Origin of the sequence: Paenibacillus sp. BJ-4, assembly GCF_020404765.1 — a bacterium.
Classification (GTDB): Bacteria; Bacillota; Bacilli; order Paenibacillales; family Paenibacillaceae; genus Paenibacillus.
The window spans coordinates 92668-98722 of record NZ_JAIVEM010000190.1 but is presented as its reverse complement, the minus strand read 5'-3'; the positions used below and the strand labels follow the sequence as shown (position 1 = coordinate 98722).

The 6055-nt window shown below is 47.2% G+C and carries 5 protein-coding genes; all 5 read left to right on the top strand.

Going from position 1 to position 6055, the window contains the following annotated elements; all coding sequences use genetic code 11:
- Positions 1-284: 284 nt before the first annotated feature.
- The 5 genes from LCF57_RS27435 to LCF57_RS27415 all read left to right on the top strand — a co-directional run bounded on the left by LCF57_RS27435 (position 285) and on the right by LCF57_RS27415 (position 6043).
- On the top strand, positions 285-791 hold the full coding sequence (locus tag LCF57_RS27435) for a type 1 glutamine amidotransferase domain-containing protein (protein ID WP_226003492.1): 507 nt from the start codon (positions 285-287) through the stop codon (positions 789-791).
- Between the two features lie 63 nt (positions 792-854).
- Complete coding sequence (locus LCF57_RS27430) at positions 855-1325, top strand: hypothetical protein (protein WP_226003491.1); 471 nt, start codon at positions 855-857, stop codon at positions 1323-1325.
- Positions 1326-2027: 702 nt separating this feature from the next.
- Entirely contained in the window at positions 2028-3272 is a 1245-nt protein-coding gene (gene hisS, locus LCF57_RS27425; RefSeq protein WP_068505631.1) for a histidine--tRNA ligase, read from the top strand.
- Positions 3273-3361: 89 nt separating this feature from the next.
- Positions 3362-5140, top strand: a complete 1779-nt coding sequence (gene aspS, locus LCF57_RS27420) for an aspartate--tRNA ligase (RefSeq protein WP_226003490.1) — start codon at positions 3362-3364, stop codon at positions 5138-5140.
- A gap of 153 nt (positions 5141-5293) precedes the next feature.
- The gene (locus LCF57_RS27415; protein WP_226003489.1) at positions 5294-6043 is read left to right on the top strand and encodes a ThiF family adenylyltransferase; all 750 of its coding nucleotides are present in this window, start codon (positions 5294-5296) and stop codon (positions 6041-6043) included.
- Positions 6044-6055: the final 12 nt, after the last annotated feature.

Sequence of the window (6055 nt, the reverse complement as noted above, 5' to 3'; positions counted from 1 at the left end):
TCCGTTCTATACAATAGTTACCTATATTATACAACATTAACGCGGTGTCGTCTTAAACAAAATCAACATAAAAAAAGCTGTCGAGACTTTCTCGACAGCCTGAGGAGCCGAAAGGCTCCTTTTTCTTTTTTTAGTGCTGAGAGTTGTTATAAAAACAGATCAAGCGGGTAATAACAAAGCGTGATAGACAAACGAAAACTTGCCGTATTGTCGTATTTTCGTATTGTCATATAAGTAACTTTAGACTTGTCTTGATGATAACCGGAAAGGAGATCTGAACGATAATGAGTAAAATTGCATTTTTGTTGGCTGACCAGTTTGAGGATTCTGAAATGCAAGTACCCTATGATGAATTAAAAAAGGCCGGACATGAGACAGATATTATTGGCTTGAAACAAGGTGAGAAGGTGAGCGGAAAGCAAGGCAAAGCAAGCTATACCATTGAAAAAGCGATTGCAGATGTGAAATCAAGCGACTATGATGCGGTTGTTATCCCGGGCGGCTCATCTCCGGAAAATCTGCGTCTGGATGCTAATGTTCTGAAATTTGTGACTGAAATTAACGAATCCAAGAAAACGATTGGCGCTATCTGTCACGGTCCACAAATATTGGCGAGTGCAGATTTGCTACAGGGCCGGACCATTACTGCGTATCCTCCCTTAAAGGATGATTTGATTAACGCAGGTGCCCATTTTGAAGATCGTGAGGCAGTGGTAGACGGTAATTTTATTACGTCTAGAACACCTAAGGATGAACCTGCATTTGTGCGTGAGTTGTTGAAGGCATTGTAATTAGCACTTTGAATGCTTCCATAGATGTATGCCCGTACAATTCCCATACAAGGAGGATTTGATATGGCAAAGCAGATTCAGGCTTATTTTCGTACAGAGGATGAAGCTGAGGGCGCCAGAGCTTCGCTCCAAGCCTATAGAACTGAACATTTGGAAGTAGGTAGGCTTGATAGTGCGCTAAGCCGGGAAACAAGGGTTTTGATTCCGTTGGTCCCGTATAACAATACGAGCACTGTGAGCACAGGTGGCTCTGTTGGTGCGGCGATCCCTGCCACGGGTGCTTATGGCGAGGATATTCTGCCGGATACGGAGAATGACGAGGCAAACCGTAGCTCAACCCAAAGGGATTTGAACGAGGATCGGAGCGGAATGATGGATCACGACAGAGGTTTGCTTGGCGCGACAGAAGTCTATATTAACGGTGATCAGGATGAATTACGATATGTTTTGTCTGCTAAGGTAAATGATGCCGATTATGATGAGGTCATTTATAAAGTGCGTTCAAATCGTGGATATGTGGCGCAGCTGGATTAAAGCCGAGAGATGGTCACAAGAATGTCGATACTTGAGGGAATTAGTCTGTTACAGAATGGCTGTAATGAAATTGTAATATTCGAAACATCATTCCTTAATATTCGTTGTTTATAATAACAGCATGACCCCCTTTTGATATATCTTTTTAAACCTGCGGACCGTTTCCGCAGGTTTTTTTCTTTTTTTAAGACTTATTTGTCTGCTTCTAGTGGGAATGTCTTGACTTTGTCTAAGCAGTTCATTAAAATCATAAAATAATGAAAAATGATTTGATGACGGGACCAAGTACTCCGAACCCACAAGCGCAGAGAGGAATTTCCAGGCTGTAAAAATTCCCTTGATGAGCGGACGAATGACCTCCCCGAGAACAGGCGGCGAACAATTGAGGAGCACCTGCCGAGAGTGCACAGGTAACTGTGCCAAACAGCGGACCATCCTGCATAATAGCCGTACTGCGCGTTACGGGCGTTATACGTATGAGCGGAGTCAGTGTAAGGCTGACGGGCACTTAGCGTTTTTTACACGCTGGCTGTCCCGGTAAACTCCGGAATGTGGGTGGTACCACGGGTGATTTGTAAACGACAATCCCTCGTCCCTGTTAATTTTAACAGGGCGAGGGGTTTTTTGTTTTTATTATGAGCTTAGGTAGCGAGTGATCAAGAAACAAAAATCAAGAAATATACAGACGGGGGGATACGTTTAATGGCCTTTCAAAAGCCGACGGGAACGCAGGATTTGCTGCCGGGCAATGTAGAAAGATGGCAAGTTGTCGAGGAAAAAGCCCGTGAAATTAGCCGCCGCTTTAATTACCGTGAGATCCGTACACCGATGTTTGAACAAACGAATTTGTTCGTTCGGGGTGTGGGGGAAACGACGGACGTCGTGGAAAAGGAAATGTATACTTTTGAGGATAAAGGAAAACGTAGCATGACGCTGCGTCCAGAGGGGACGGCAGGGGTTGTTCGCTCCTATGTGGAGAACAAACTATACGGTGAGCCGGATGTGACCAAGCTGTATTATATTGGCCCGATGTTCCGGTATGAGCGTCCACAGGCTGGACGTCAGCGTCAATTTCACCAATTTGGTATTGAAGCATTTGGTGCGGTTGATCCAGCGCTGGATGCAGAAGTTATCGCTTTCGGGTATCAGTTCTGCCGTGAGCTGGGCTTGAAAGGGGTAAAGGTGGAGATTAACTCCGTCGGCAATGCCGCTAGCCGTGCAGCCTATCGTCAACATTTGGTTGACTTCCTGCTGCCTATTAAGGACACATTGACCAAGGAGAGCCAAGCGCGGATTGATCGTAATCCGCTGCGGGTGCTGGATAGCAAAGATGACCAGGACAAATTTGGCGGTGCACCTTCTATTTTGGATAGCCTCGATGAGGAATCCCGCACGCATTTTGAGAAAGTGAAGCAAAATTTGGATGCAATGGGCGTGGAATATACGGTCAACCCGCGTCTGGTACGGGGGCTGGATTATTATACGCTGACAGCGTTCGAATTCAAAGCCGAAGGTATTGGTGCCATTGACACGATCGGTGGAGGCGGCCGTTACAACGGATTGGTCGGAGAGCTGGGTGGACCGGATCAGCCGGGTATCGGCTTCGGTATCGGCCTGGAGCGTATTCAGCTGATCCTGGAGCATCAGGGTATCCAACTGAACGAAGCCAAGCCGCTGGATGTCTATATGGTGGCATTGGGTGAAGCTGCAGAAACGGAAGTGACCAAACAGTTGTTTAAGCTGCGTCAAGCCGGATTTTCTGCAGAGCGAGATTATCTGGGCCGTAAAATGAAGGCGCAGATGAAATCAGCAGATCGCTTTAAAGCGAGATACACTGCGATTCTGGGTGAGGATGAGCTGGCACAGGGTGAAATCGCACTGAAAAACATGGAAACTGGCGAGCAGCGTACCGTTAAGCTGGATCAACTGGTAGAAGAGCTGGGCTAAAGAATATGATGTAATATCGGTCGGGGGCAGCTTCCTTCGATGGATTCACATAGCATGAACCACTAAAACAATAAACAGGAGTGTGTATAATGAAAAGGAGTCATCAATGCGGCGCATTAACCCATGCGCATATCGGAGAAACAGTTACATTGAACGGTTGGGTACAAACCCGTCGTGACTTGGGAGGTGTACTGTTTATTGATCTGCGTGACCGCAGTGGGATTGTACAAATCGTGTTTAATCCGGCATATTCCGGTGACGCACTGCAAATTGCGGACCGCGTTCGTAGTGAATATGTGCTTGAGGTTACCGGTACCGTTGTCAAGCGTGATGCGGAAACGATCAACCCGAACCTGCCTACTGGTGAAATTGAAGTGCGTGTTACTGAAATTGAAGTGTTGAATGCAGCCAAAACACCTCCGTTCTTCATCGAAGATGGTGTAGAAGTGGACGAGTCGTTGCGTTTGAAATACCGTTACCTGGATTTGCGTCGTCCGCAGATGTATCAGACGTTGAAACTTCGTTCCAAAGCGGCTAAGGTGTTCCGTGACTTCCTGGACGGTGAAGATTTCATCGAGGTGGAAACACCGATTCTGACGAGAAGCTCGCCAGAGGGTGCTCGTGATTATCTGGTGCCAAGCCGTGTGCATGAAGGCGAGTTTTTCGCCTTGCCGCAATCACCGCAAATTTACAAGCAATTGCTGATGGTGAGCGGCTTGGAGCGTTACTACCAAATGGCACGTTGCTTCCGTGATGAAGACTTGCGTGCTGACCGCCAGCCTGAATTTACACAGATCGACATTGAGACCTCCTTCATGGAACGGGATGACTTGCTGCCTATGATGGAGCGTCTTATGGTCAAACTGTTCAAAGAGACGATTGGTGTAGAACTGGAAACCCCGTTCCAACGAATTACACATGCAGAGGCGATGGACAAATACGGCTCAGACAAGCCAGACCTGCGTTTTGGCCTTGAGTTGATTAATGTAAATGATATCGTGGCAAGCAGTGGTGTCAAAGTGTTCGCTTCTGTGATTGAAAAGGGTGGCGAGGTAAAAGTCCTCAATGCCAAAGGATGTGGCACATGGAGTCGTAAGGACATTGATGACTTGGGTCCTTATGCTGCACGTTATGGAGCTAAAGGCTTGGCTTGGATTCAAGTGAAGGAAGGCGAATTCAAGGGACCTATCGTGAAATTCTTTACACCGGAAGAAATCGAAGCACTGAAAGAGCGCACGGGAGCTGAAGAAGGCGATCTGTTGCTCTTCTCTGCAGATAACAAAAAAGTCGTTGCTGATGTATTGGGCGCGCTTCGTCTGAAAATTGGCCGTCATTTGGGACTGATCGACGATAACACATTCAAATTTGCATGGGTTGTAGACTTCCCGCTTCTCGGCTATGACGAAGAACAAAAACGGTATGTAGCGGAACACCATCCGTTCACGCGTCCGAAGGATGAAGACCTTGCCATCTTGGATACAGATCCAGGCCAGGTTCGTGCCGAGGCTTATGATATCGTGCTGAACGGCTACGAAGTAGGCGGCGGCTCGATGCGGATTCACAAACGTGATGTTCAGGAAAAAATGTTCAATGCTCTCCGCCTGTCACCGGAAGAAGTTCAAGATAAATTCGGCTATCTGTTGAGTGCGTTCGAATATGGTGCGCCTCCACATGGAGGTATTGCCTTCGGTTTTGACCGTCTTGTGATGCTGCTCGCAGGCCGTACAAATCTGCGTGAAACCATTGCATTCCCGAAAACAGCCAGTGCGACAGACCTGCTTATGGATGCACCATCCGAAGTGGATCAATCTCAATTGGAGCAGCTTCATATCCGTCTTGCTCCGAAGCCTGTTGTGCCTAAAGCCTAAGACAAACATTTGGCTTAAGCAAGTGCCATCCATTGGCTTGTGAATAGCTTATAAATTGCCATGAACCCGTTACCCTTTTATGGATAATGGGTTCATGGTTTGTATGTTGGTGTTTAAGCCTAAAGTTAAAATCAGTAAGGGAGGATATACCACATGCTGCATCAATTTTCACGAACAGAGCTGGCCATTGGCTCTGAGGGTCTGGAAGTTATGAAGAATAGTACGGTAGCCGTGCTGGGTATTGGCGGAGTTGGCTCGATTGCAGTCGAGGCACTGGCGCGGACGGGTGTCGGACGTATTATTTTGATCGATAAAGATGTCGTAGACATTACCAACATTAACCGCCAGATTCATGCGCTGACAACAACGGTAGGTCAAAAAAAGGCTGATCTGATGGTAGAGCGCGTGAAGCTGATTAACCCTGAATGTGAAGCCATTGCGCTGAACATGTTTTACACCGAAGAAACATATGAAGAGCTGTTTAAATACGATCTGGATTATGTGCTGGATGCCTCGGATACCATTATTTACAAAATTCATTTGATCAAGGAATGTCTGAAACGTGGGATTCCGATGATCTCCAGTATGGGCGCCGCGAATAAAATGGACCCGAGTCGTTTTCGGGTGGTGGATATTTCCCAGACAAGAATGGACCCGATTGCCCGTGTTATCCGCACCAAGCTGCGTAAGGAAGGCATTACCAAAGGCGTTAAGGTTGTCTTCTCCGATGAGGAGCCAATGAAGCCGCGCGAAGACATTACGAAGAAAATCGTACCTGCGAATGCACCTGAAATCCGAAAAGCGAAGCAGCCCCCTGCGAGCAACGCTTACGTACCTCCGGTAGCAGGCTTAATCATGGTCAGTGTAGCCGTTAAGGATTTGCTAGAGCGCGCTGGCGTGTAGTTTCTAAGATAG

Coding starts and splice junctions, on each gene's coding strand:
- aspS (WP_226003490.1), top strand. CDS start 3,362: ATGAAAAGGAGTCATCAATGCGGCGCATTAACCCATGCGCATATCGGA.
- LCF57_RS27430 (WP_226003491.1), top strand. CDS start 855: ATGGCAAAGCAGATTCAGGCTTATTTTCGTACAGAGGATGAAGCTGAG.
- LCF57_RS27415 (WP_226003489.1), top strand. CDS start 5,294: ATGCTGCATCAATTTTCACGAACAGAGCTGGCCATTGGCTCTGAGGGT.
- hisS (WP_068505631.1), top strand. CDS start 2,028: ATGGCCTTTCAAAAGCCGACGGGAACGCAGGATTTGCTGCCGGGCAAT.
- LCF57_RS27435 (WP_226003492.1), top strand. CDS start 285: ATGAGTAAAATTGCATTTTTGTTGGCTGACCAGTTTGAGGATTCTGAA.